Here is a 22,380-nt window from a genome sequence, read left to right on the forward strand (position 1 = left end):
TGTAGGGACAGGCGCATTATGCCCGGCCTCAGGCGAAGACGTCAGCGTCCTTGAAGAAGGCTGCAGCCTGATCCTTGGCGGACAGCTTCGGGGCTTCGTCCAGTTGCCAATCGATGGCCAGATCCGGATCGTCCCAGCGAATGCTGCGTTCTGCCGACGGAGTGTAGTAATCGGTGGTCTTGTAGAGGAATTCGGCGAACTCGCTCAGCACGACGAAGCCGTGGGCGAAACCTTCCGGGACCCACAACTGACGGTGGTTGTCTGCCGACAGGCGCACGGCCACCCATTTACCGAAGTGCGGTGAGCTGCGGCGAATGTCCACGGCGACATCCAATACTTCACCGACAGTTACGCGGACCAGTTTGCCCTGGGTGTTTTGCAGTTGGTAATGCAGACCACGCAATACGCCTTTTTGCGAGCGCGAGTGGTTGTCCTGAACGAATTGCGTGTCCAGCCCCGTTGCGTTCTGGAAAGCCTTGGCATTGAAACTTTCGTAGAAAAACCCGCGTTCGTCACCAAACACCTTGGGTTCGATGATCAGGACACCGGGCAGGTCGGTGGTGATTACATTCATGGGGTTTCCATAGGCCAGTGTGAATGGTCGACATTCTTGCGCAAACGGCCGGAGGGCGCGAGTGCCGGAAGACAAATAGCCCGGATACCTTTACGCGGTTGGGGGGTTGCGGATCCTGCCAAGCAATGGCGATATAGGCGCCTAATAAAATTTCAGGGGTCGTTTCATGCCGCTCGCCACTTTGATTCATCGCGCCAGTTTGCCCAGCCCGCAGGTGTCTGCCGAGCAGGCCCGGCAATGGCTGGCGGAGCATTACGGGCTCAGCGGCACGTTGCGGGCTCTTGGCAGTCAGCAGGATCTGAATTTTCGCGTCGACAGCCCACGCGGGCGCTTTGTGCTGAAAATCTGCCGAGGCGATTACGCCCTGGTGGAGCTGCAAGCCCAGCATGCCGGCCTCAAGTACCTGGCTGAGCATTCTGCGGTGACGGTGCCGCGAGTGATCGTCGCCAATAACGGCGAAGACCTGCTGTCACTGGAGGTTGGGGGCGAAGCCGTTCATGTGCGGCTGCTGGATTACATCGAGGGCCAGCCGCTCACGCATCTCGATCACTTGGGGCGCGACGTGGTAGCGGGGTTTGGCCGGCTGTGCGGTGAGATGGATCTGGCGTTGGCCGGGTTCGACCATCCGGGCCTTGAGCGCACGTTGCAGTGGGATTCCCGCCACGCCAGTGCACTGATCAGCCATCTGCTGCCGGTGATCAAGGATGAGCAGCAACGCGCATTGATTGCCGATGCCGCCGAACAGGCCGAGCGCCGTTTGCAGCCGTTGCGGGGCAAGCTGCCGGTGCAGGCGATCCACATGGACATCACCGATGACAATGCCGTTTGGATGCGAGATGCCCAGCGGCACTGGCAGTTGCAGGGCGTGATCGATTTTGGCGATCTGGTGCGCACCTGGCGTATCACCGATCTGTCGGTGACGTGTGCGGCGTTGTTGCATCACGCCGGTGGTGATCCGTTTGTCATCCTGCCGGCGGTGCAGGCCTACCACGCGGTCAACCCGCTGCAACATGAGGAGCTGCAAGCGCTGTGGCCATTGATCGTCGCGCGCGCGGCGGTATTGGTGCTTAGTGGCGAGCAACAGGTCAGCATCGACCCGACGAATGCTTACAGCCGCGACAACCTCAGCCATGAGTGGGAAATCTTCAGGGTGGCGACATCGGTGCCACAGGCGCTGATGGAAGCGGCGATCCTCACGGCCGTCGGTCACGCATTGCCGGCGATCGACAGCGCAGGTTTTGCGCCATTGCTGCCCGGTCTGGTCGGGCGTGAATTTGCGCTGATCGATCTCGGTGTCCTCAGCCCGCATTTCGAGGCCGGCAACTGGGAGCAGGAGGGTATCGATCAGCACCTGTTGAACGAAGCGGCGGCGGCCCATGGTTTGGCGGCGAGCCGTTATGGTCAGTACCGTTTGTCGCGCACTCGTCCCGACTGTGCCGTTGAACCGGACACCTTCCCGCTGCACGTGGAATTGCGCGTGCCCGATGGCACCACCGTGGAGGCGCCGTTCGCTGGCGTCGTGCATCAGGCAGCTGACGGCGTGCTGCAACTGGATGGCCCGCAACTCAGCGTGCGCCTGTGGGGCGTGACACCGTCGCTGCACAGCGGCGCGGCGCTGGTCAAAGGTCAGGTGCTGGGTGCGGTCAGCGGCCCGTTGCGAGTGCAGTTGTGTCGGGGCGCGCAGCTCAATGCGCCGTTATTTTGCACCCCGGTGCATGCTCCGGCGTGGCAGGCGCTGTGCCCATCGCCGGCCGCATTGTTGGGGCTGGCCTGCGATGCCGAGCCGGAGCTGGACGCGAAAACGTTACTCGAACGCCGCGATGCCAGTTTCGCCCGCACCCAGAAACACTACTACGTCGACCCACCGCGCATCGAACGTGGCTGGCGCAATCATCTGATTGACATGCAGGGCCGCTCCTATCTGGACATGCTCAACAACGTGGCGGTGCTCGGTCATGGTCACCCGCGCATGGCAGCGGTCGCGGCGCGCCAATGGTCGCTGCTCAACACCAACTCGCGGTTCAACTATGCGGCGGTCGCGGAGTTTTCCGAGCGCCTGCTGAAACTGGCGCCGGAAGGCATGGATCGAGTGTTTCTGGTCAACAGCGGCAGCGAGGCCAACGACCTGGCGATTCGTCTGGCGTGGGCCTATAGCGGCGGTCGTGACATGATCAGCGTGCTCGAGGCCTATCACGGCTGGACCATTGGCGCCGATGCGGTCTCGACGTCGATTGCCGACAACCCGAAAGCCCTTGAAAGTCGCCCGGACTGGGTGCATCCGGTACCTGCGCCAAACACTTATCGCGGTGAATTCCGTGGCCTCGATTCGGCGCCGGATTACGTGCGCAGCGTTGAGCATCACCTGGCAAAACTCGCCGAGCAGAAGCGCCAGTTGGCCGGATTTATCTGCGAGCCGGTGTACGGCAATGCCGGCGGTATTTCATTGCCGCCGGGTTATCTGAAGCAGGTGTACGCGCTGGTACGCGCGCAAGGCGGCGTGTGCATCGCCGACGAAGTGCAGGTCGGTTACGGGCGCATGGGCCACTTCTTCTGGGGCTTTGAAGAGCAGGGCGTGGTGCCGGACATCATTTGCATGGCCAAGGGCATGGGCAACGGTCAACCGCTGGGTGCGGTCATCACGCGGCGGGAAATTGCCGAGGCGCTGGAGGCCGAGGGCTATTTCTTCTCATCGGCGGGCGGCAGTCCGGTGAGCTGCCAGATCGGCATGGCGGTGCTCGATGTCATGGAAGAAGAAAAACTCTGGGAGAACGCTCAGGTGGTCGGTGGCCACTTCAAGGCGCGGCTCGAAGCGTTGATCGATAAACATCCGCTGGTGGGCGCGGTGCACGGTTCCGGGTTCTATCTGGGACTTGAGCTGATCCGCAATCGCGAGACGCTGGAAGCGGCGACCGAAGAAACTGCTGTGCTGTGCGATCGCCTGCGCGAGTTGGGGATTTTCATGCAGCCGACCGGTGATGATCTGAACATTCTCAAGATCAAGCCGCCGATGGTGACGTCGCGTCAGAGTGTGGATTTCTTTGTCGATATGCTCGATCAAGTCCTCAGCGAAGGTCTGTAAGCACGCACACTGACCCCTGTGGGAGCGAGCCTGCTCGCGAAAGCGGTTTCTAATTCAACAACTGTGTTGATTGAATAAACGCCTTCGCGAGCAGGCTCGCTCCCACATTTGTTTCAGGTTTCTAATTCGATTTGTATCGGCTTTTTATAGTTTTATTTAGACGGAAGTCTATTTTATAGCTTCTAAAGTCGATATTTATCGGCTATAAAGTCGCCATTGCTCCGGCATGGCGATCTCATGTCCGGTGCGCGCGTTTTCTTTTCGGTCGAATTGTCGACCGCCAAAGCACTTGCCCGGAGATGATTCATGAGCCGTATCGTTACCGTTGCCGCCACTCAGATGGCCTGTTCGTGGGATCTGCAAGCCAACCTCGAAATCGCTGAAAGGCTGGTGCGTGAAGCCGCCGCCAAAGGCGCACAGATCATCCTGATTCAGGAGCTGTTCGAGGCGCCGTACTTCTGTCAGAAGCCAAACCCGGACTATCTGCAACTGGCGACGACGGTGGAAGAAAACGTCGCGATCAAACATTTCCAGAAAATCGCCAAAGAGCTGCAAGTGGTGCTGCCAATCAGCTTCTACGAACTGGCCGGCCGTGCACGTTTCAACAGCATCGCGATCATCGATGCTGACGGCAGCAACCTCGGGATTTATCGTAAAAGCCACATCCCGGACGGCCCGGGTTATCACGAGAAGTATTACTTCAACCCGGGCGACACCGGTTTCAAAGTGTGGAACACCCGCTACGCGAAGATCGGCGTGGGCATCTGCTGGGATCAGTGGTTCCCGGAAGCCGCGCGCAGCATGGCCCTGCAAGGCGCGGAAATTCTGTTTTACCCAACCGCAATCGGCAGCGAGCCGCACGACAAGACCATCTCCTCGCGCGACCACTGGCAGCGCGTGCAACAGGGCCATGCCGGCGCCAACCTGATGCCGCTGATTGCCAGCAACCGCATCGGCAACGAAGAACAGGACGGCTACGACATCACGTTCTACGGTTCTTCGTTCATCGCCAACCAGTTCGGCGAAAAAGTGCAGGAGCTGAATAAAACCGAAGAAGGTATTCTTGTGCACACTTTCAACCTCGACGAGCTCGAACACATTCGCAGCGCGTGGGGTTCATTCCGTGACCGCCGTCCGAACCTGTACGGCGCGTTGAAAACCCTCGACGGTTCCCTGGAGTCCTGATCCCGATGACCACCTTGAAAAGTACCCCGCGCGCCGACGGCTTTCACATGCCGGCCGAGTGGGCGCCGCAAACGCAGACCTGGATGATCTGGCCCGAGCGCCCGGACAACTGGCGTCTGGGCGGCAAACCGGCGCAAGCCGCACACGCAGCGGTGGCCAAGGCCATTGCGCGTTTTGAACCGGTAACCGTGGCCGTGTCCGCCGGCCAATATGAAAACGCCCGTGCACGCCTCGACGTGCCGAATATCCGCGTGGTCGAGATGTCCAGCGATGACGCCTGGGTACGCGACAGCGGCCCGACTTTCGTCATCAACAACAGCGGCGAAGTGCGCGGTGTGAACTGGGACTTCAACGCCTGGGGCGGTTTCGACGGCGGTCTATATTCGCCGTGGAATCGCGACTCGCAGGTCGGCGGCAAGATCCTTGAGATCGAACGCAGCCCGCGTTATCGCACCGAAGGTTTTGTGCTCGAAGGTGGTTCGATCCACGTCGACGGCGAAGGCACACTGATCACCACCGAAGAATGCCTGCTCAACCGCAATCGCAACCCGCACCTGGGTCGCGAAGAAATCGAAGCGGTGCTCAGCGCCAATCTGGCTGTGGATAAAATCATCTGGCTGCCGGACGGTCTGTTCAACGACGAAACCGACGGCCATGTGGACAACTTCTGCTGCTACGTGCGTCCGGGCGAAGTGCTGCTGGCGTGGACCGACGATCCGCAGGATCCGAACTACCCGCGCTGCCAGGCGGCGATGAAAGTCCTGCAAAGCAGCACCGACGCCAAGGGTCGCCCGTTCACGGTGCACAAAATGCCGATTCCGGGGCCGCTCTACGCGACTGAAGAAGAGTGCGCCGGTGTCGATCCGGTGGACGGCACGCAAGAACGCAATCCGTCCGTGCGCCTGGCCGGTTCCTACGTGAACTTCCTGATCGTCAACGGCGGCATCATCGCGCCGAGCTTCGACGATCCAATGGATGCCCCGGCGAAAGAGATTCTGCAGAAGCTGTTCCCGCAGCACGAAGTGGTGATGGTGCCGGGCCGTGAACTGTTACTGGGTGGCGGGAATATCCACTGCCTTACCCAACAGCAACCCGCGCCGCACAAAGAGTGAGTTGAGTCGTAACAGCTTGAGTTGATTAACAAATCGGCCGAGCAATGATTAGCTCGCTATGCATGCACAGAAGCCCGCAGCCCGGTTGGACTGCGGGCTTCTTTGTATCCGCTTGTCGACAACAGCGAAACATTGGCATAGCTCTTGTATTCATCACCCGTGCACTAGGGAGGGGGGAGAACTTCAACAGTTCTGTCATAAACCTTGGATAACGTAGCCGCTCATGAACGGGGAGAGAGCGCTGAAATGAACGCCGAAGTGAACGTAGTCAGCGAGCGGACGTTGCATCCCATGGCCGTTAACGGCGAATCGCTCCAGATTGTCGCGCACTGGTTGAAGTCCAATGGAACGCGTCAGATCAGGCAACCTGATCCGCGCCGGATGATGATCGAGCGTTACCCCGCTGACCTGTTCAGCGAGGCCGAACTGGATGCGTTGTGGGCTGTGATGGAAGGATAAGAACAACAACAGGGATTGGTCAAAGCGCTGCCGGGATGGCGGCGCTTTTTTTATGCACGATTATTTTGTACGCACCCATTCAATGTGGGAGCGAGCCTGCTCGCGAATGCGGTGGATCAGTTAACAACGATGTCGACTGACCCGACGCTTTCGCGATCAGGCTCGCTCCCACAGGGATTTGTGTGAAATCAGAAACTGTAGGTGCCAGTCATCACCACGCTGCGCGGCGCACCCGGCTGGATTTGATACTGGCTGGTCGCCGACGCGTAATATTCGCGATCGGTGATGTTGTTCAGCGCCGCGCGCAAATCCCAATCCTTGAAGCGGTAGCCGAGCAGTGCATCCCAGCGGCCATAACCCGGCAACACGGTGGTGTTGGCGTTGTCGGCATAACGCTGGCCAACCAGAGTCAGACCGGTTTCGCCGTACCAGCCCATTTCCGGTTTCCAGGTCAGGAACAGGCTGCCGTTGTGCTTGGCGACGTTGTTGATGCGTTTGCCTTCCAGGCCGTTGTTGTCCTTCTCGATCTTCGCGTCCTGCATACCAACGCCACCGCGCATGTACCAGTTGCCGACGATGTTACCGGTGGCGGTCAACTCGATCCCGCGCGAACGTTGCAGGCCGGACATCACGGTCAGCGTCGGGTCATTCGGATCGCTGGTGCGGCGGTTGTAGAGCTCCAGGTCATAGATCGCCAGCGTGGTGCTCAAGCGGTCATCAAACCAGTCGCTCTTCACGCCGATCTCTTTCTGCTTGGTCAGTTCGGGGCTGAGGTCGTTGGTGTTGCCGGCCGCGCCTGGGGTGATGCCGATCAAGCCGCCGCCCACTGGTGAAAATGTTTTCGACCACGAAGCGTAGAACGAATGGTTCTGCAACGGCGTCCAGACCAGGCCCACACGTGGGCTGGTGCTGTGGCTGTCGCGATCTTCAGAAATGTTCCGCAGCTTGTTGGTCGACTCGATATCGAAGGTGTCGTAACGCAAACCACCCAGCAGTTGCCATTGATCGTTCAGGCGCAACTGATCCTGCACGTACACCGCGCGGCTTTCGACTTCGGTGTGGCTGCTGCTGGAGACTTGCATGCTGCCGGTGTGGCGCAGATCGCGATTCGGGCTGTAGAGGTCGAGCGACGGCACGGGCTGCGCGCCCGGGGTTCTGCCAGTGGCGGCGTTGTACAACTTTGGATCGCGGCGCTGGCTGCCGATCTCGATGCCAGTGAGCAGCCGATGCTCAAGACCAAAGGTATCGAATCCGCCCTCGAGTTCAACGTTGTTATAAACGTTGCGGGTGGTCAGATCCTGCTGCCAGTGCTGGCGCGTGACCTTGTTGGTCGCCGGCGTGTAACCGGTGAGGTAGGTGTTGTCGAAATCACTGTCGAGCTTGAACACGCCGAGGGTCTGGCGCAGTTGCCAGTTGTCGTTGATCTCGTAGGTGAGTTTCGAGCGCAGCGATTGCGACTTGTCATCGATGAAGTCGTGATCGTTGCCATAGGTCGTGTCACGTCCGACATCGGCCGGGCGCCCGTTGACGCCGGGGATGCCGCGATCCGGGGTGCGGTTGTAACGGCTGTATTCGTATTGCACCAGCCAGTTCAGGTCCGGCGTCAGTTGCCAGCTCATCGACGGTGCGAACAGTTGGCGGTTGCCACTGACGCCGTCGCGGAAGCTGTTTTCATCCATGTTGCCCATGTTCAGGCGCAGGCTGATGTTTTCGCTCGGGTCGGTGCTGAGGTCGGCGTAAAGGCTGCGCAAATCTTCGCTGCCAGCCTGGGCTTCAATGGTCGAGCGACGGCCGAATTCCGGCATCTTGCTCACGCGGTTGACGATCCCGCCCTGACTGCCGCGGCCATACAGCACGGCGGCCGGGCCTTTGAGCACTTCGACGCGTTCGATGTTGTGCAGGTCGCGCTTGTATTGGCTGTCGTCGCGGATACCGTCCAGATAGAAGTCGTTGCTGGCGTCGAAGCCGCGGATGCGCAGGCTGTCGAAGCGAGTATCGGCGCTGCTGCTGACGTTGGGCATGCCGCTCAAGGCGTCGCCGATGTCATTGGTGCCGTAGTTGGCGACGTTTGAGGTCTTGATCGAATCGATCGCCTGCGGCACATAGCGCACGGGTGTCGAGGTGCGGGTCGCGGTGCTGCTGAGCTTCACGCGCGGGTCATCGGCTTGCGCTTCGGCACTGATCGCGGTGGCGGGTAATTCGGTCGCCGAATAGGCAAAACCACTGGACAGAAAAGCAGAAAGCCCAAGGGTGACGGGCGTAAGACGGAACGGGGCAGGCATTGAACAGCGCATCCGAAAGGGTAGAAGAATTCGATCGCGCGAATGGTAATGCTTTGCATTTACTTCCGTTAATTATTCCTTATAAGTTCCCTTGTCTGATTGTTTCAATTTGTGTCCTGTTCGACACAGTCTGACCGGTCGGCCAATTCGACCGATTCGTGAAACAGACTGAAAGCCATTCCAGCGTTTTTCCGCATGAGTGCGGGGACTAACCTGCCGCCATCGATTTTTTGCCGGAGTTTTCCCATGATTCTTCATTACGTCTACGACCCGCTGTGTGGCTGGTGTTATGGCGCCAAGCCGCTGGTTGAAGCCGCGCAACAGGTGCTGCCAGTGATTGCCCATGCCGGGGGCATGATGAGTGGCGCCAACCGCCAGCCGGTTTCCTCGCAACTGCGCAATTACGTCATGCCCCACGACCGACGCATTGCCGAGTACACCGGCCAGCCTTTCGGCGAAGCGTATTTCGACGGATTGCTGCGCGATCACTCGGCCGTGTTCGATTCGACGCCGCCGATTGCTGCGGTCATGGCGGCCGAAGCCATCGACGGAGGCGGCCTGCGCATGTTGGGGCGGTTGCAGACCGCGCACTATGTGGAAGGGCGACGCATTGCCGATTCAGCCGTGCTGTTGGAATTGGCCATGCAGATGGGCTATGCGCAGGAAGATTTCCACATTGCGTTTGAGTCCGTTGATAGCGAAGGGCATATAAAAGCCAGTCGCCAGTTTTTGGCTCAATTGGGCGGTCAGGGTTTTCCTACGATTGCTCTGGAGCAGAATGGCACGTTCCAGTTGATCGACATCAGCCCTTGGCTGGGCAAGCCGCAGGCATTTGCCGATTGGTTGCAACAGGCAATCGTCCTCGATGAAACCGGTAAAACTTCTGCATTTTGTTCTATCGATGGTTGCGCCTGATACGCGCTGGATTCACTGGCTGTTTGCATTTCCCAGCAAGGAGTCAGCGCAAAATTTACGTTTCTTAGACGATTTTTACCTATTTAAAGACGATTCTTGAAATTGACACATTGTTGAGGGCGCGGCTACGATTCGGCCCAACGCCTGTGGCCAACCGCCATGACTCAAAACAAGGAGCAGGCCCGCCATCACTTTATCGTGGGCGGGCCTTTTTGTTTCGGGGTGAATAAAAGAGTGCAAAAGCGCCGTTTCCGCCGTTCGACACAGCGCGTTTCAACCCGTAATAAGGAAAACAAAATGTTGAACAAGCGAATCAGTCTGATCGCACTGGGGATGTTGAGTGCCACTCAGGCCATGGCTAACGACCAGGCCGAGTCCAAGGGTTTTGTTGAAGACAGCAGCCTCAAAGTGCTGCTGCGCAATGCCTACATCAATCGTGATTACAAAAACGGTAACGACGACAAGGCCGAGTGGGGCCAAGCGGCCATCGGTACGTTCTCGTCCGGCTTCACCCAGGGCACCGTGGGTGTCGGTGTCGACGCTTTCGGTCTGTACGCACTGCGTCTGGACGGTGGCAAGGGCCGCAGCGGCGCCGGTGGTATCGATTTTTTCAAGCAGGAAAATGACGGTCGCGCGAACCATGACATAGCCAAGGGCGGTGCCGCGGTGAAGTTCCGCTTCTCCAACACCGTGTTGACCTACGGCGACCAGATGCCGGCCCTGCCGGTGCTGAGCTACGACAATGTGCGTCTGCTGCCGGAAAGCTACACCGGTACCCTGATCACTTCCAAAGAGATCAAAGGCCTGGAACTGAACGCCGGTCGTTTCACCGCCGAATCGCGCAAGAGCGACGAAGGTCGTGACAGCGGTGGTCTGAAGTCGATCAACGTGTTGGGCGGTAGCTACCAGTTCACCGAGAACTTCAAAGGTGCGTTGTACGCTTCCGACGTCGAAGACGTATTGAAGAAACAATACGTGAACGCCAACTACGTGTTGCCGTTCAACAAGGATCAGTCGCTGACCCTGGACTTCAACGGTTACCGCACCAAGCTGGACAACTCCTATGTCCGCGAAAACGGTGTTACCGGCGACGACAACAAGATCTGGAGCCTGGCCGCAACCTTCGCTACCGGCCCGCACTCGTTCACCGTGGCGCACCAGCGTTCCACCGGCGACAGCAACCTGGGTTACGCCTACGGCGGTTACCAGAAAGATCAAGGTCGTGTCGGTGATGGTGGTAACTCCATCTACCTGGCCAACTCCTACTGGTCGGACTTCAACGCTGAAGACGAGCGCAGCTGGCAGTTGGGCTACGGCCTCGACTTCAGCGCATTCGGCGTACCGGGCCTGAGCTACAACTTCGCTTACGTGCGTGGCGACAACATCACCACTTCCACCAGCGAAGGCGGCACCGAGCGCGAGATCTTCAACCAGTTCAAATACGTCGTGCAGTCTGGCCCGGCCAAAGACCTGAGCGTGAAACTGCGCAGCTCGATCCTGCGTGTTTCGCAGAAATCCAGCGAGTACAACGTCAGCGGTAACGAACTGCGCGTATTCGTGGACTACCCGATCAACATCTTCTGATGCCTGATCAAGTGTAAGAAACATGAGAAAAACCCCGACTGGTTCGGGGTTTTTTTTCGACGGTTTTTCGATGGAAACCGGAAAAAACCGGTGTTTTTGTCATGTAAAAGTTGTTTTCAGGTGACTGCAAACGTCGTTTCAAACAGGGCTTTAAATGCCTGAAATTCTTTCTCATGGACGCAAATTCTGCACCTAATAGATTAGGCCGCTCAACGCAGCGGAGAATTTGGTAATGATCGTTTTGAACAGAGAAGTGGGCGAATCGCTACGGCGCGACAAATATGTCAACGTCCAGGGTGGTGACTTCAATCTCTACGGTCATTTTGCCGACTTCGTCAGACTGACCAAAAGTTGGGAAAACATGGAGCCTGACAGTTACTACGGTCAGGCCGAAGCCGGCATGCGTTACCGTCGTTACAGCGACTTTGAGTACAACCCGAAAACCCGCGAGCTCAAGCAACTCGAGCATCGCGCCTACGTGCAGTCGAAAGAGAACAACGCCTATGTTGGCGGCCTGGTACGACACTTTCAGGACTTCTCCGATGAAGTAATTACTTCACCGGTGATGCGCAGCCTGATCGACACCGATTTCGAAGTGTACAAAAGCGTACTGCCGGAAGAGCTGCACGATGAAATCTGGCAGTGCCAGATCCATCAGATCCGCATCGAAATCAAACCCGGCAAGCAACTGGAAATCACCCCCGAAGGCATTCACTGCGACGGCTATCCGTTCAGCGGTGTGCACTTCTGGGGCCGCAATAATGTCGAGGGCGCGGAGAGTCGTTTGTACGACATCCACGAGCATCAACTGGCGTCGACCACTTACCAGGAAATTCTCGACACCACCTACTTCCTCGATCGCGACATGCGCCACTACGTGACCCCGGCCCGCAACACGCACACCCATGCGATGGCGTACCGGCAGATTCTGGCGATCTCCTTCTCGCGGCCCGGGACCGCTTTCGACATTGTTCGCTAATCAGATCACCCCAATCGACGGCGTCGAGTGCTCGACGCCGGTGGTGCTGCGACGCGCCACGGCCAAGGATGCGCAGCGCATGGAGCGCTTTTTCCGCCAGTTCGACGAAGTGTCCTTCTGCGAGTGGCAGGACGCCAAGTGCCTGCGCGGCGTGCTGATCCAGAAAACCACCACGGCCTATCTCGCCTTCGACGTCGCTGGAGAAATTGTCGGCGCGGTGCTGGGCGGCATGCTCGGCAGTCGCGGCACCATCAATCATCTGGCGGTCAGCCCGCGCTATCGCAGCCAGGGCGTCGGTCAACGCCTGGTTGAAGCGGCGTCGTCCGATATGAAACGGGTCGGCGTGTTACGGATGTTTCTGTTCGTCGACGATGCTAACCTCGCGGGCAAGCGATTCTGGACTGCCCAGGGTTTTTGCGAACCCCACGGCGAGCGGACATTTGAGAGGGATCTATGAATGAAACGTCCGGCAGTGCGCCGCTGATGGCTGCCCATCAGCCGTCGCGCACGTTTGCCGAAGCCAGCCCGGTCGTCGCTGGCTACTTCACGGTGTCATTCGTGTTCGGGCTGATGGCCGTCAACGCCGGGTTGCCGATGTGGCTGCCAGTGGCGATGTGTTTGTTCGTATATGCCGGCGCTTCGCAATTCGCCGCGCTGGCGCTGATCTCTAGCGGCGCCTCGCTGACCACCATCGTGCTGACTACGTTCCTGATCAATGCGCGGCACATGCTGATGTCGGTGTACATGGCCAAGGCCCTGCGGGCGCTGGGGCTCAGCCGCATGGAACGCTGGGCTTATGCCGGTGGCCTGACCGATGAATCCTTCGCGTTCCACAGCGTTAAACTCGGCACGGGTGCGCCGGTCAACGTGCGTTACCTGATCGGCTTCAACCTGTTCTGCCACACCTCTTGGGTGCTCGGCGGTTTGCTTGGCGCGGTCTGCGCACAGTACGCGGCGCACCTGATCAAATACCAGCTCGACTATGCCCTGACGGCGATGATGCTCTACGTGCTGGTGTCGCTGTGCAACACGCGCAACAAGCTCATCGCGGCCGCTGCTGCGGTGATTTGCATGGGCGCACTGAGCCTGGTCGGCAGCTCGCCGTTCAACGTTTTCATCGCCACGTTTGTGGGCTGCGGAGTGGGTGTATGCCTGACCAAACGTTCCTGATTCTGGTAGTGGCGCTGATGATGGCCGTGACCTTCCTGCCACGCGCCTTGCCCCTGCAAGTCAACACCGAGCACTGGCCGCCGTTTGTTGCGCGGGCGCTGGAATACTTGCCGGTGGCGATCGTCGCTGCGATCAGCCTGACACCCTTGTTGATCAAGGATCAGCGCATACAGCTCGATCGCCCGGAATTCTATGCCGCGATTCCGACGTTGCTATGTGCGTATTTCAGCAAAAACCTCTTTCTCAGTGTGGCGGTTGGGACGGCTGCGTACATTGCGCTCGGCTCGTTCATGTAGCGGCAGATCGACGACATTGTTCAACGCCTGGCTCGACAACTCCGGATTGTTCACCGCCAGGCGCACTTCAAGGAAATCCTCGAATCCGGGGAAAATCGTCAGGCCGTTCTTCTGCGCAGCCTCGCGCGAGACCATGCCGACCGCGTCCATCTGCGTGATCAACGACAGCGTCAATGTTTCACTGCACGAATAGACCATGCGCTGACCGTTCTCGTGATTGCCCAGCCCGGCGTCGAGAAAACGCAAAAAGCTGTGGGAATACGGACAATCTTCCGCAGGACGCACCTGAAACTTATTGCCCAGCAACGTCAGTGGATCGTTCTCCTGCCCGCAATGCGCGCCAACTACCTGCACCTGTACATCGGGCAGGACGATGCTCGGCAACCCCGGCCGCTGCGGGCCTATCAGCACCGCCAGGTCGAAGTCTTCGTTCTTCAGCTTGCTGAGGTTTTCCATCGACTCGGCGTAGCTGAACTCCATCTGATAATCGGGAAACACCTCGATCAGGCGTCCGATCATTCGCCGGTTGAAATCCGGCGACAAGGTGTTGTTCAACGCAACCTTCAACGTGCGCTGGCCCGGCACCTTCAGCGCCTCGACCTTCTCTTCCATCTGTCGCGTGGCAATCAGCACTTTGTCCATATACGGCGTCAGCTCAGTGCCTTGCGGCGTCAGCGTCAGCCCTTTGTTGGAACGTCGAAACAAGCGGAAACCGAACTGCTCTTCGACCTTGTTCAACTGCGCGGCCAACGCCTGCACAGTCAGGCACGAATGCTCGGCTGCGGCCGACAACGAGCCGGTCTGCACGATGCGCATGAGGTTGCGTAAGGTTCTGCTATCCATGGGTAATGCCCTCTGAAGTGGGCTGGGTATTGTTGTTTACGAGACTGCCGGTCAGGCGCCATATGCTGGCTATATTCCTGTACCTGAGCATAGTTGTCGCGGGTTTAGTAGCGAATTGATGTCCTCGCCGATGGCTGGAGGCTGACACAGGATCGAGGTTTTTGGTGACGTGGGGGTGATGGGGGTCAAAAAAAGTGCGTGGTTTTGGTGCGTGGGGGCGATTTTTCACGGGGAAAAGGCTGACAACGTTAGTGGTTTTGGCCTGCGAAATACGTGGATGCGTCTTAGGCGAACTTGCGATCGAGCTGATAGCGGCGATTCGTCAAAGCAGATGAAGTAGCAGTGGTGAGGCATCAAGCCTATGTGGCTACAGATCTGTGTAAGGTAAGCGAAGTGATTGCATCAAAAGAAGCGGCCAATATGGAGTGCCAAGTTGGCAACAGGCTTCATCACGTTATTGAAATTCAGGAGCAACCGTCCATTGCACGAATTCCTACGGACAAGACTGCCCAAGCCATGTTGGAAGCACGAACTATTCGGCAGCGGTTCGATTCGGTCGACGAAATGCTCAAATCCGGTCATATCCGAATCCCAATCAACGGGGAATGTGGTAACCAGTAATACGCTTACGGAGCTTTTTTATCGATTTATTCGTATATGTACTAGTATCAAAGCAAGACAAATCTGGAGAGGCTCAATGACTACCTCATCCCCAGCCCTCACCCCACGCGAACAACTCGACGCCCCCGAAGCCGGCCGCGTTGCGCTGAAGTTCTTCTTCAACCTTATGGAGCGTTGGGGTTGCAGCGCAGAGCAGCAACGCACATTACTCGGCGGCGTTGGTAACACCACTTTCTACAAATACAAACACCTGCCGAACATACGTCTGCCTAACGACACCCTTGAGCGCATCTCCTATCTGATGGGTATTCACAAGGCGCTGAGCATCATCTTCAGCAATAGCCGTGAGCGCGCCTATACGTGGGTCAGCAGTCCAAACACAGCGGCGCCGTTCAACGGGCAAACTGCATTGGATTACATGCTGGCGGGGAGAGTGATCGACATCGCCGATGTGCGTCGCTATCTCGATGGGGTGCGCGGTTGAAGGCGCCCGATTTGGTTGATGTGCCGTGGCCGCGAGCCTACCGGATCGTCAACAGCAGCTTCCCGCCGATTGCGCTGTTCGAAGACGTGCTCGATCCCGAAGATCTGGAAGTTGCCTACGCAATTGAAGCGCTGACCAATGATCGTCTGATCGAGCAGGCCGGGGTTCTCGCCCGCGTGAGACCCGAAGATCGACTCTCTGGCCCCGGTTCGACTCCGGTGATGGCTGCGTTTACCCACGTCGGCAAACGCAGTCGTTTCTGCGATGGCACCTTCGGCGTTTACTACGCCGCCAGCAGTCAGGCTGCGGCCATCTCCGAAACCTGTTATCACCAGGAACGATTTCTTGCGGCGACTCAGGAAGCAGATCTTGAGTTGACCATGCGCACTTACGTCAATCGGGTGGTTAAACCGTTACACGACATTCGTCACGATCACCCCGAGCTGCACAATCCGGATCCTGAGGCTTACGGGCCGTCTCAGCTATTCGCCCGGCAACTGCGCGAAACCGAGTCGTGGGGTCTGCTCTACAACAGCGTTCGCCAGCCTGGCCATGAATGCGTCGCCGCGTTTCGGCCGCCAGCGGTATCGATTCCGAAGCAGGGCAAGCATCTGCGTTATGTGTGGAGCGCGAGTCAGCAGAAGATTTCTTTTGTGTTTGAGATCAGTCAGGTCTGAAACGCAAAAGCCCTCGCATCGGCGAGGGCCTGAAACCGGCGTTTACATCAACGGCTTGTCCGGCGGCGCATCCATCACTTTTACTACATCATCGATCAGCGCTTTGCTTAACTCCTGCAGATACTGCGAGGCATAAGCGTGAAGATCAGGGTCCCGCGAGATTGAAGTGTCCGCAGTGAGCAGTCGTGAAATGTGAAGCAAGTGTGAGGCGTGGGAAAGGGCGGCGATTACCGGTACACCACGGTTGGTGCGGAACATCGCTTGATTGGAGTGGAAGGAAAAGTGGGTGAGGCCGAGGGTTTTCAGATCTTGAGAGTGGGTCATTTCGCTTCACCTGCCGTTCGAGAAGGACGGCGTGAAGTGACCGGGGTTACTGACGGATCGATGGCTTTCATTTGTGAACTCCCTGTATCAAATGAGAGCTGCCAATTCGTTATCAGACGAATGGGTGGCAGCTATGCGCGGGCTGATAAACCGGAGATACAGGAACCCGGCAGACCCGAAGGTCTCCCACGCACAGCCGCCATTGCACGATAATGCAGACACAAAAAATGCGCCGGCAAACGTGAGTTGGGGCGCTGGTGCGCCTGTATCTTACCCGGGTTATCAGGCCCGGTCGCTGAATTGGCAGCGACGGGTTTGACGGTAGCTTGGGGAGTAGCAGGCGCGCAATCGTGGCCAGTAGTGGCTTTGCCTGGCTTCTCGTTACAACAAATTTCTCAGGATTTCGCGCCATGCGTTTTCTCGGTCGCGACTTGCACTTGGCCTTTTCTAAGCAACAAAACGAGGAGATCAGCGATGGTCGATGAGCTGCAGGTATTCCAGCAGGACTTACTGGAGTCTGTACGTCAGATGAAGGCCGGTGAGGCCGCTCGCGTAACGCAGATGCTGCCCTCTGCGGTGGAGAAGCAAAGCGTCGAGGCATCAAGCACTCTTGGACTGGGAAACCGCGTTGCCATTGACTCCGCCGGTTCAGTGAGCTGAGAAACACTGCTCATGCAATTACGCTTTTTATGGGCACACCATAATTATTGCCAATTCATAATTTGGCATAAAAGTGGAAATTCGGGCATTTTTGGCAAAAGCCGTGCTTTGGGGGAGAAGGGCGTCTGGCGATTAGATCGACGTGTGCTGAGGAGAGGCGCTATTTCTACTGAAGCAGAAACGCTGCCAAAAATATAAACACCCCAGAAACAACAAAGCCCCTGCATTTCTGCAGGGGCTTCGTTTTGTATGGTGCCGGCACCAGGAGTCGAACCCGGGACCTACTGATTACAAGTCAGTTGCTCTACCAACTGAGCTATACCGGCGTTGTGGGCGACGATTATAGCGATTGGGAAGATCCTGTAAACCCCTGAATTCAGACTATTTTTGCATCGCAGCAAATTAAGCCCTGCGCAGTGCGCAACGTAGGATTTGCGCCTTACGCAAGATGGGGCTGTTTTGCAGGGCGCACAGTTGAATTTCGGCTTTCTCAAGCGCCGCAATTATTCGCTCGGTAAGCCCATTATTCGGCGGTTATGTCGTTTTGATTGGCAGCTTATGCACAACTGACAGCCACGAAATCCGACTCAGGCGGGGTTTTGTGAACCCATTCTCATTTTGTTCGCAAATCCCTGTTTTACAGGTTTTTTATTCATGTGAACAAAAAATGACCAGTGCTGTTAACGCAGCGAAACAGGCGCAGATATTGGATCCATGGGAAAACCATCAACAGAGTTATCCACAGGCTGTGATGTTTTAAACGCGTTCGGCCAGTAGCAGCAAATTACGCGGAGTCAGCGGGGTGTCGCAGAAGGTGCCGAGGCGGACGGTGTAGCCCTGTTCTTCAAGGAAAAGCGCTCGATCCAGATTCAGCCAAAGCTCTAGCGGCCGTCGGAACAATCCGCGAAGCAATTCGAGGTTGCGAACTTCGGCCAACCGCTGCCAACCGGCCGCTTCGAGTGCGGGCCAATCTAGCGAGCCGATTGTGGATAACTCTTTGAGCGCAGCCAGATCGCGACAGTAATCGGCGAACGGTTTTTCCAGCCAGGCGCTGGGCAGGGAGGGCGTTGGCAGGTATTCGTCGACGCCGCGCACTTGCCGTTGCAGCAGGTCGAAGGCGAGGCGACGGGCCATTGAGGTGTCACGCTGACGTCGGACGCGAGCACCGGCGGTGACGGTTTCACTCATTGGCAGCGCCAGATCTTCCAGCGAGAGCTGTAGGAGCGATCTCGAACCGGCCGAAGACAATGCATGATATTCGCTACGACTGATGCGGTTGTAGCAGCAGGGCGCGATCGCCATTTGCTGGCAGCCGGCAGCACTGGCCAGTTGCATCAGCCGAACATGTAGATCGCCACACGCGTGGAGGGCGACGGGTGTGTGAGTCGCACTCAATACGGCTGAGGCGTCCGCCGCCAGTACGTCTTGCTCCACATGCAAAGCGTGCAACTGATGACGCTGACTCAACGCCTGCCCGCTGGCGACCAATAAAGGATCAAATTCAACGCAAGTCAGTTGCTGCCCCGCGGCCAACAAGCGTCGCCCCAAATGCCCCTTGCCCGAACACCAGTCCAGCCAATGCGTCGGCTGCGAGGCAAAAGACAAGCGACTGGCAAACGCCTCGATCTGCTGCCACTTGCGCCCCGGCACATCGACATTCAATCGATGCCCCGCAGCTTCCAGCGCATGTCCCGGCAACTCGCCAACAGAACTCAGCTCAGCCGACAACGTCGCCAATGAAGCAAACGGCTCCGGCGCATCGACAAGTTCGGCAGGTTGATTGTGAGCGCTTTCCGCGTCTTCCAGTGAGCGCCCACGCAGCCAAGAGGCCAGCTCCGGGTAGGATTCTTCCCAAGGAAGATGTAGATGAGTGAACGGTCGAGGTTTCCACAGCGCCTGATGCTCAATCAAAAAAGCATCCAGCGCCGTGAAGCGGGCGAGTAAGTCCTCGCCCGTCAGCACGTAGGAAGTATCAGCGCCCTTGGCAGGCATCGACGCGCAGCCAGCGCTCCAGCAGCTTGAAGCCGCGTACCAGCACGTAAGCCATCAGCAGATAGAACACGCCAGCAGCGAAGAAGATCTCCACCGGCAAGTAGGTGCGGGCAATGATCGTGCGCGCCATGCCGGTCAGTTCCAGCAGAGTCACTGTGCTGGCCAGCGCACTGGCCTTGAGCATCAGGATCACTTCGTTGCTGTAGGCCGGCAGGCCGATGCGCGCGGCACGCGGGAGGATGATGTAGAACATCGCTTTCGGCTTGGACATGCCCAAGGCCCGCGCCGCTTCGATTTCGCCCGGCGGAATCGCCTGAATCGCCCCGCGCAGGATCTCGGCGATGTACGCCGCCGTGTGCAGGGTCATGGTCACTGTCGCGCACCAGAACGGATCGCGCAGGTACGGCCACAACGCGCTTTCACGCACCGCGTCGAACTGCGCCAGTCCGTAATAAACCAGGAACAGTTGAACCAGCAACGGCGTGCCACGGAAAAAGAAGATGTAGGCGTAAGGCAGCGAGCGCACGTACCACAGCTTCGAAGAGCGGGCGATGCCCAGCGGAATTGCCAGCAGCAGACCGGCAATCACGGCGATGGCCACCAGTTCCAGGGTCAGGGTCGCGCCCTGCGCCAGTTTCGGCAGCCACTTGATGATCACTTCCCAATTCATGAAGCGCTCCTCGCAAAGCCGCGAGCGGCGCGTTTTTCCAGGAAGTGCATGCCGGTCATCGCCAGCACGGTCAGGCCCAAGTACATGATCGCGGCGACCATATAGAAGGTGAACGGTTGTTTCGACACGGTCACGCCGATTTGCGCGTGACGCATGATTTCTTCCAGGCCAATGACCGAGACCAGCGCGGTGTCTTTCATCAGGATCATGAACAGATTGCCCAGGCCGGGCAGGGCGATGCGCCACATCTGCGGCATGATCAGCCGGGTGAAGATCCGCCATTTCGACAGGCCCAGGGCCTGGCCGGCCTCACGGTGGCCTTTGGGAATGGCGAGGATCGCACCACGAAACACTTCCGTGGCGTAGGCGCCGAAGCACAGGCCCAGTGCGATTACGCCGGCGGCGAAGGCGTTGAGTTGCAGGTCGGGGTTGCCGAAGAACTCACCGAGGGCGCGCATCAGGTTGACCGTACCGAAGTAGATCAACAGCACCCAGAGCAATTCCGGGACGCCACGCACCAACGTGGAATAAGTGCCGCCAAGCCATTGCAGCGGCTTGTACGGGGAAGTCTTGGCCAAGGCGCCGAGCAGACCGAGCACCAGTCCCAGGCACAGGGCCGTGAGGGCCAGTTGGACGGTCATCAGCGCGCCGGCAGCGAGGGCCGGGCCGAATCCGTAGAGGTCGATAATCATGGGTTTCTGTTCAAATTGCGGCAGGCAAAGTCGGGAGCCGGCGCCGCTCAATCACGGCGCCAGTCCCACAGGTCAGGATCAGTAGATGCTGAACGGGAAGTACTTGTCGTTGATCTTCTTGTAGGTACCGTCGGCGACGATTTCCTTCAGGGCGGCGTTCAGCTTCTCACGCAGAGGGTCGCCTTTACGCACAGCGATGCCGATCTTGTCGCTTTCTACGACCGGGTCGCCTTTGAACTCGTAGTTCTTGCCAGCGTCGCTTTTCAGCCAGTCATAGTTGGCGTACTTGTCGGCGAGGATCGCGTCGACACGACCGGAGGTCAGGTCGAGGTAGGCGTTTTCCTGGGTGTCGTAGAGGCTGACCTTGATGTCATCCGCGTAGGTGTCTTCCAGCCAGGTACCGGCCAGGGTCGCACGCTGGGTACCGATGGTCTTGCCTTTCAGCGAGTCCTTGTCGGTTTTGAAGTCGACGTTTTTCGGGGCGATGAACTGCAGCTTGTTCGAGTAGTACGGGTTGGTGAAGTCCACCGCGCCTTTGCGCTCTTCGGTAATCGACAGCGAGGAGATCAGGAAGTCGAACTTCTTCGCGTTCAGGGCCGGGATGATGCCGTCCCAGTCGGAAGTGACCACGGTGCACTCGACTTTCATCTTCGCGCAGAGGGCGTCGCCGATGTCTTTGTCGAAGCCGACCACGTTGCCGCTGGCGTCTTTGTTGTTGAACGGCGGGTAGGCCGCTTCGATGCCCATCTTCAGGGTTTCAGCCATGGCACCGGCGCTGAACGCGAGGGTGACGGCGGCGGCCAGGAAGACCTTCTTGAAATTCTGCATGCATGTTGCTCCGTTAGCGGTTGCTGGACATGAATTGTTTGCAGCGCGCCGAAAGCGGGTTTTCGAACACCTGCTGAGGCGATCCTTGCTCTTCTATAAGGCCTTGGTGAAGGAACACCACTTCGCTGGAGACCTGACGGGCAAAGCCCATTTCGTGGGTCACGAGCAGCATGGTGCGGCCTTCTTCGGCCAATGCGCGGATGACACTAAGTACTTCCTGAACCATTTCCGGGTCAAGCGCCGAGGTGGGCTCGTCGAACAGGATCACCTTCGGCTGCATCGCCAGCGTGCGGGCAATCGCCGCGCGTTGTTGCTGGCCACCGGACAATTGCGCCGGGTACGCGTGGCGCTTGTCGGCGATGCCGACCTTGGCCAGCAGCGCTTCGGCGACTTCGATCGCCTCGGCTTTGCTCTGGCCGAGCACGCGACGCGGTGCCTCGATGATGTTGTCGAGGATGCTCATGTGCGGCCACAGATTAAAGTTTTGAAACACAAAACCAATCTCGGAGCGCAGGCGGTTGATCTGTTTGCCATCGGCGGCAACCAGTTCGCCATTTTTGGCGGCCTTGAGTTTGAGTTCTTCACCGGCCACCAGAATCTGGCCCTGGTGCGGGTTCTCCAACAGGTTGATGCAACGCAGGAACGTGGACTTGCCGGAACCGGAGGAACCGAGGATCGAGATCACATCGCCGTCGCGGGCGGTCAGCGAGATGCCTTTGAGCACCTCCAGCTGTCCGTAGCGTTTGTGCAAGTTGCGGATTTCAAGCGCGGGCGTGGCCTCAGCCATGTGCGTTCCTCATATATGTTGCGCTCCTGCTGTTGGATGGCCTTCCTGGCGAGGCGGCCAAGCTAGCATAGCGTTTCAATGGCAGCCAACAGCGCTACGAGCGGTTAACGGGTGGCATGTGGCAGGTTGTCGCATCGGCACAGCAGACTGTCGCCCCATCAACAACC

At 58.2% G+C, this 22,380-nt stretch carries 22 protein-coding genes and 1 tRNA gene; 13 read left to right on the plus strand and 10 right to left on the minus strand.

The window, feature by feature from the left end:
• Window positions 1-28: 28 nt before the first annotated feature.
• Window positions 29-574 (minus strand): dTDP-4-dehydrorhamnose 3,5-epimerase, encoded by a 546-nt coding sequence (gene rfbC, locus HU718_RS02470; protein ID WP_102899576.1) that lies wholly within the window; start codon window positions 572-574, stop codon window positions 29-31.
• A gap of 166 nt (window positions 575-740) precedes the next feature.
• Here rfbC and HU718_RS02475 point away from each other — a divergent pair, with 166 nt between their 5' ends.
• The 4 genes from HU718_RS02475 to HU718_RS02490 all read left to right on the plus strand — a co-directional run bounded on the left by HU718_RS02475 (window position 741) and on the right by HU718_RS02490 (window position 6,409).
• Window positions 741-3,653, plus strand: a complete 2,913-nt coding sequence (locus HU718_RS02475) for an aminotransferase (protein ID WP_186613064.1) — start codon at window positions 741-743, stop codon at window positions 3,651-3,653.
• A 306-nt stretch (window positions 3,654-3,959) separates the two neighbouring features.
• Window positions 3,960-4,838, plus strand: coding sequence for an N-carbamoylputrescine amidase (gene aguB, locus HU718_RS02480; protein ID WP_007909107.1), 879 nt, complete (start codon window positions 3,960-3,962; stop codon window positions 4,836-4,838).
• A 5-nt stretch (window positions 4,839-4,843) separates the two neighbouring features.
• Entirely contained in the window at window positions 4,844-5,950 is a 1,107-nt protein-coding gene (aguA, locus tag HU718_RS02485) for an agmatine deiminase (protein WP_102899574.1), read from the plus strand.
• 246 nt (window positions 5,951-6,196) lie between these two features.
• Window positions 6,197-6,409, plus strand: coding sequence for a hypothetical protein (locus tag HU718_RS02490; RefSeq protein WP_016986304.1), 213 nt, complete (start codon window positions 6,197-6,199; stop codon window positions 6,407-6,409).
• A 188-nt stretch (window positions 6,410-6,597) separates the two neighbouring features.
• Here HU718_RS02490 and HU718_RS02495 read toward each other — a convergent pair whose 3' ends face one another.
• Window positions 6,598-8,691, minus strand: coding sequence for a TonB-dependent receptor (locus HU718_RS02495; RefSeq protein ID WP_150708005.1), 2,094 nt, complete (start codon window positions 8,689-8,691; stop codon window positions 6,598-6,600).
• 246 nt (window positions 8,692-8,937) lie between these two features.
• Between HU718_RS02495 and HU718_RS02500 the strand changes: the two genes are divergently transcribed.
• The 6 genes from HU718_RS02500 (at window position 8,938) to HU718_RS02525 (ending at window position 13,635) form a co-directional block, all read left to right on the plus strand.
• Complete coding sequence (locus HU718_RS02500) at window positions 8,938-9,606, plus strand: DsbA family protein (RefSeq protein WP_186613062.1); 669 nt, start codon at window positions 8,938-8,940, stop codon at window positions 9,604-9,606.
• Between the two features lie 297 nt (window positions 9,607-9,903).
• The gene (locus HU718_RS02505) at window positions 9,904-11,190 is read left to right on the plus strand and encodes an OprD family porin (protein ID WP_102899571.1); all 1,287 of its coding nucleotides are present in this window, start codon (window positions 9,904-9,906) and stop codon (window positions 11,188-11,190) included.
• Window positions 11,191-11,422: 232 nt separating this feature from the next.
• Entirely contained in the window at window positions 11,423-12,169 is a 747-nt protein-coding gene (locus HU718_RS02510; RefSeq protein ID WP_034151909.1) for a 2OG-Fe dioxygenase family protein, read from the plus strand.
• Between the two features lie 79 nt (window positions 12,170-12,248).
• Entirely contained in the window at window positions 12,249-12,626 is a 378-nt protein-coding gene (locus HU718_RS02515; RefSeq protein ID WP_008080517.1) for a GNAT family N-acetyltransferase, read from the plus strand.
• Complete coding sequence (locus tag HU718_RS02520) at window positions 12,623-13,339, plus strand: AzlC family ABC transporter permease (RefSeq protein WP_095120792.1); 717 nt, start codon at window positions 12,623-12,625, stop codon at window positions 13,337-13,339. The genes HU718_RS02515 and HU718_RS02520 overlap by 4 nt, the downstream gene beginning before the upstream one ends.
• Window positions 13,318-13,635: an AzlD domain-containing protein gene (locus HU718_RS02525; protein WP_186613061.1), complete on the plus strand. Its 318-nt coding sequence runs from the start codon at window positions 13,318-13,320 to the stop codon at window positions 13,633-13,635. Before HU718_RS02520 ends, HU718_RS02525 begins: the two co-directional genes overlap by 22 nt.
• Here HU718_RS02525 and HU718_RS02530 read toward each other — a convergent pair.
• On the minus strand, window positions 13,552-14,478 hold the full coding sequence (locus HU718_RS02530; RefSeq protein WP_095190045.1) for a LysR family transcriptional regulator: 927 nt from the start codon (window positions 14,476-14,478) through the stop codon (window positions 13,552-13,554). The genes HU718_RS02525 and HU718_RS02530 overlap by 84 nt on opposite strands.
• A 697-nt stretch (window positions 14,479-15,175) precedes the next feature.
• Between HU718_RS02530 and HU718_RS02535 the strand changes: the two genes are divergently transcribed.
• Together HU718_RS02535 and HU718_RS02540 are read left to right on the plus strand one after the other, a co-directional pair.
• Window positions 15,176-15,583 carry an MbcA/ParS/Xre antitoxin family protein gene (locus tag HU718_RS02535; protein WP_095190046.1) on the plus strand — a complete coding sequence of 136 codons (408 nt, stop codon included), beginning with the start codon at window positions 15,176-15,178 and terminating at the stop codon, window positions 15,581-15,583.
• An 11-nt stretch (window positions 15,584-15,594) separates the two neighbouring features.
• Entirely contained in the window at window positions 15,595-16,260 is a 666-nt protein-coding gene (locus tag HU718_RS02540) for an RES family NAD+ phosphorylase (protein ID WP_186613105.1), read from the plus strand.
• A gap of 42 nt (window positions 16,261-16,302) precedes the next feature.
• Here HU718_RS02540 and HU718_RS02545 read toward each other — a convergent pair whose 3' ends face one another.
• On the minus strand, window positions 16,303-16,584 hold the full coding sequence (locus HU718_RS02545) for a DUF3077 domain-containing protein (protein WP_102899568.1): 282 nt from the start codon (window positions 16,582-16,584) through the stop codon (window positions 16,303-16,305).
• A 474-nt stretch (window positions 16,585-17,058) separates the two neighbouring features.
• On the opposite strand from HU718_RS02545, the gene HU718_RS02550 reads away from it, so the two are divergent.
• On the plus strand, window positions 17,059-17,244 hold the full coding sequence (locus HU718_RS02550) for a hypothetical protein (protein ID WP_110720662.1): 186 nt from the start codon (window positions 17,059-17,061) through the stop codon (window positions 17,242-17,244).
• 250 nt (window positions 17,245-17,494) lie between these two features.
• Here HU718_RS02550 and HU718_RS02555 read toward each other — a convergent pair.
• The 6 genes from HU718_RS02555 to HU718_RS02580 all read right to left on the minus strand — a co-directional run bounded on the left by HU718_RS02555 (window position 17,495) and on the right by HU718_RS02580 (window position 22,213).
• A tRNA-Thr gene (locus HU718_RS02555) sits at window positions 17,495-17,570 on the minus strand.
• Between the two features lie 430 nt (window positions 17,571-18,000).
• Window positions 18,001-19,236 (minus strand): methyltransferase, encoded by a 1,236-nt coding sequence (locus HU718_RS02560; protein ID WP_186613059.1) that lies wholly within the window; start codon window positions 19,234-19,236, stop codon window positions 18,001-18,003.
• Window positions 19,217-19,906 carry an ABC transporter permease gene (locus HU718_RS02565; protein ID WP_007909164.1) on the minus strand — a complete coding sequence of 230 codons (690 nt, stop codon included), beginning with the start codon at window positions 19,904-19,906 and terminating at the stop codon, window positions 19,217-19,219. The genes HU718_RS02560 and HU718_RS02565 overlap by 20 nt, the downstream gene beginning before the upstream one ends.
• A complete protein-coding gene (locus HU718_RS02570; protein ID WP_186613057.1) occupies window positions 19,903-20,598 on the minus strand; it encodes an ABC transporter permease in 696 nt (231 codons plus the stop codon). Before HU718_RS02570 ends, HU718_RS02565 begins: the two co-directional genes overlap by 4 nt.
• Window positions 20,599-20,676: 78 nt before the next feature.
• Window positions 20,677-21,426 carry an ABC transporter substrate-binding protein gene (locus tag HU718_RS02575; protein WP_007909166.1) on the minus strand — a complete coding sequence of 250 codons (750 nt, stop codon included), beginning with the start codon at window positions 21,424-21,426 and terminating at the stop codon, window positions 20,677-20,679.
• 13 nt (window positions 21,427-21,439) lie between these two features.
• Window positions 21,440-22,213, minus strand: coding sequence for an ABC transporter ATP-binding protein (locus tag HU718_RS02580; protein WP_007909167.1), 774 nt, complete (start codon window positions 22,211-22,213; stop codon window positions 21,440-21,442).
• Window positions 22,214-22,380: the final 167 nt, after the last annotated feature.

The sequence above is a fragment of the Pseudomonas tensinigenes genome (genome assembly GCF_014268445.2).
Lineage (GTDB): Bacteria > Pseudomonadota > Gammaproteobacteria > Pseudomonadales > Pseudomonadaceae > Aquipseudomonas > Aquipseudomonas tensinigenes.

Excerpts from the sequence above, each read along its gene's own strand:
- rfbC (WP_102899576.1), bottom strand. The coding sequence starts at position 574 with ATGAATGTAATCACCACCGACCTGCCCGGTGTCCTGATCATCGAACCC.
- HU718_RS02475 (WP_186613064.1), top strand. The coding sequence starts at position 741 with ATGCCGCTCGCCACTTTGATTCATCGCGCCAGTTTGCCCAGCCCGCAG.
- aguB (WP_007909107.1), top strand. The coding sequence starts at position 3,960 with ATGAGCCGTATCGTTACCGTTGCCGCCACTCAGATGGCCTGTTCGTGG.
- aguA (WP_102899574.1), top strand. The coding sequence starts at position 4,844 with ATGACCACCTTGAAAAGTACCCCGCGCGCCGACGGCTTTCACATGCCG.
- HU718_RS02490 (WP_016986304.1), top strand. The coding sequence starts at position 6,197 with ATGAACGCCGAAGTGAACGTAGTCAGCGAGCGGACGTTGCATCCCATG.
- HU718_RS02495 (WP_150708005.1), bottom strand. The coding sequence starts at position 8,691 with ATGCCTGCCCCGTTCCGTCTTACGCCCGTCACCCTTGGGCTTTCTGCT.
- HU718_RS02500 (WP_186613062.1), top strand. The coding sequence starts at position 8,938 with ATGATTCTTCATTACGTCTACGACCCGCTGTGTGGCTGGTGTTATGGC.
- HU718_RS02505 (WP_102899571.1), top strand. The coding sequence starts at position 9,904 with ATGTTGAACAAGCGAATCAGTCTGATCGCACTGGGGATGTTGAGTGCC.
- HU718_RS02510 (WP_034151909.1), top strand. The coding sequence starts at position 11,423 with ATGATCGTTTTGAACAGAGAAGTGGGCGAATCGCTACGGCGCGACAAA.
- HU718_RS02515 (WP_008080517.1), top strand. The coding sequence starts at position 12,249 with ATGGAGCGCTTTTTCCGCCAGTTCGACGAAGTGTCCTTCTGCGAGTGG.
- HU718_RS02520 (WP_095120792.1), top strand. The coding sequence starts at position 12,623 with ATGAATGAAACGTCCGGCAGTGCGCCGCTGATGGCTGCCCATCAGCCG.
- HU718_RS02525 (WP_186613061.1), top strand. The coding sequence starts at position 13,318 with ATGCCTGACCAAACGTTCCTGATTCTGGTAGTGGCGCTGATGATGGCC.
- HU718_RS02530 (WP_095190045.1), bottom strand. The coding sequence starts at position 14,478 with ATGGATAGCAGAACCTTACGCAACCTCATGCGCATCGTGCAGACCGGC.
- HU718_RS02535 (WP_095190046.1), top strand. The coding sequence starts at position 15,176 with ATGACTACCTCATCCCCAGCCCTCACCCCACGCGAACAACTCGACGCC.
- HU718_RS02545 (WP_102899568.1), bottom strand. The coding sequence starts at position 16,584 with ATGACCCACTCTCAAGATCTGAAAACCCTCGGCCTCACCCACTTTTCC.
- HU718_RS02550 (WP_110720662.1), top strand. The coding sequence starts at position 17,059 with ATGGTCGATGAGCTGCAGGTATTCCAGCAGGACTTACTGGAGTCTGTA.
- HU718_RS02560 (WP_186613059.1), bottom strand. The coding sequence starts at position 19,236 with ATGCCTGCCAAGGGCGCTGATACTTCCTACGTGCTGACGGGCGAGGAC.
- HU718_RS02565 (WP_007909164.1), bottom strand. The coding sequence starts at position 19,906 with ATGAATTGGGAAGTGATCATCAAGTGGCTGCCGAAACTGGCGCAGGGC.
- HU718_RS02570 (WP_186613057.1), bottom strand. The coding sequence starts at position 20,598 with ATGATTATCGACCTCTACGGATTCGGCCCGGCCCTCGCTGCCGGCGCG.
- HU718_RS02575 (WP_007909166.1), bottom strand. The coding sequence starts at position 21,426 with ATGCAGAATTTCAAGAAGGTCTTCCTGGCCGCCGCCGTCACCCTCGCG.
- HU718_RS02580 (WP_007909167.1), bottom strand. The coding sequence starts at position 22,213 with ATGGCTGAGGCCACGCCCGCGCTTGAAATCCGCAACTTGCACAAACGC.